General features: G+C 24.0%; 2 protein-coding genes. Both read left to right on the forward strand.

The window, feature by feature from the left end:
• The first annotated feature begins 328 nt into the window (after window positions 1–328).
• Complete coding sequence (locus RH99_RS20070; RefSeq protein ID WP_373854749.1) at window positions 329–532, forward strand: DUF3102 domain-containing protein; 204 nt, start codon at window positions 329–331, stop codon at window positions 530–532.
• Between the two features lie 277 nt (window positions 533–809).
• Window positions 810–1295, forward strand: coding sequence for a DUF2127 domain-containing protein (locus RH99_RS17970; RefSeq protein ID WP_010241714.1), 486 nt, complete (start codon window positions 810–812; stop codon window positions 1293–1295).
• Window positions 1296–1419: the final 124 nt, after the last annotated feature.

Below are 1419 nucleotides of genomic sequence, written 5' to 3' on the forward strand. Positions count from 1 at the left end.
GTAAATACTAAGTTTATCCAAAAATATATCATAATTAATATCTCCCCTTCACATAATATAGTTTTATATAGTTATTTAAGTAATACATTGTTATAGTTAAATAATACACTATCTATAAAATAAAATCAATTAGAATATGTAAATTTTAATAATAAGTGTTTCTTAGTTTTGCTAAGTACGCAATAGAAAATTTATAAGTTACAGTAGATTTTGTTTTCTTTAGTTTCATATACTTTTCTTCGTTTGTCTAAGATTATGTTTTTATTTATATAGACGATAAGAAATAACAAATCCCCACAAAATATTATTGAGATAGATAAGAAAACCTATTAAATTAAAAGAAAATTTACTACATGGAGAAGAAGGGAAGTGGCTTGAAGAGAAAGTTGAGTTTAGTGTACAGATAGCTCAGAAATTTATAAAAGTTGCAAATGAATATGCAAATTCCTCAGTGTTAAGGGAGTTAAGTCAATCTGGATATACCAGCAAAAAAAGAGAAGATTTTATCTCACAACTTTCATACTTTTTATAATTAATATATGAAAAAGTACATATATAAGTTGTGAAAATAAAGAAAATTAGAAATGCTATACTTGTAAATTTAAATGTAGCAATATTTCCAGACCCTTATAGTAGATATGATATACAGACTGGAGAGGGATTTAAATTATTCATGATATAAATTTAATTATTGGCAAAATCCTGTTTGTAATTTAATGATAATTTAATAAACTTTTAGTAAAATATAAATATTAAAATAAATAATATAATGAAACTAAAGTCAAATGTAACGTTGAGGAGAAAAAATAATGATAGTTAATAAAAAAAATAATATACTTCACAAAAGCTTTAAAATCGGAATATTGTTAAAAGGAATCGATGCAATACTACAAATGGTAGGTGGAACTTTATTAGTATTTTTAAATCCACATAGACTAAGTAAGATAGTTGTTTTATTAACGCAACATGAGTTATCAGAAGATCCAAGAGATATTATTGCAAATTTTATTGTAAAATCAAGTTTAGGGTTTAATTTGAGTGCTCAATATTTTGGCGTTTTTTATTTGATATCTCACGGAATAATAAAATTAGTTCTTGTTATTGTGTTGTGGAAGAAAAAGAGATTTGCTTATCCACTTACTATATTTTCTTTAGCTTTATTTATTATATATCAAATATATCGTTATACGCTTAGTCATTCGGCATGGCTTATAGTGTTAACAATTTTTGATGTTGTAATGATAATATTAACATTTATAGAATACCGAAATATTAAAAATGAAGTTTATGAATAAGCAGCAGAAGATCATGTTAATTATGTTGTAGAAGAATCACAGACCATTGATAAATCAAAACTGTAGATAGAAAACAAAAATTTATTATTTCTTCTTGCAAAGAATAGTTCAGATAACATAAAAA

Origin of the sequence: Clostridium arbusti SL206 (assembly GCF_000246895.1) — a bacterium.
Lineage (GTDB): Bacteria > Bacillota > Clostridia > Clostridiales > Clostridiaceae > Clostridium_I > Clostridium_I arbusti.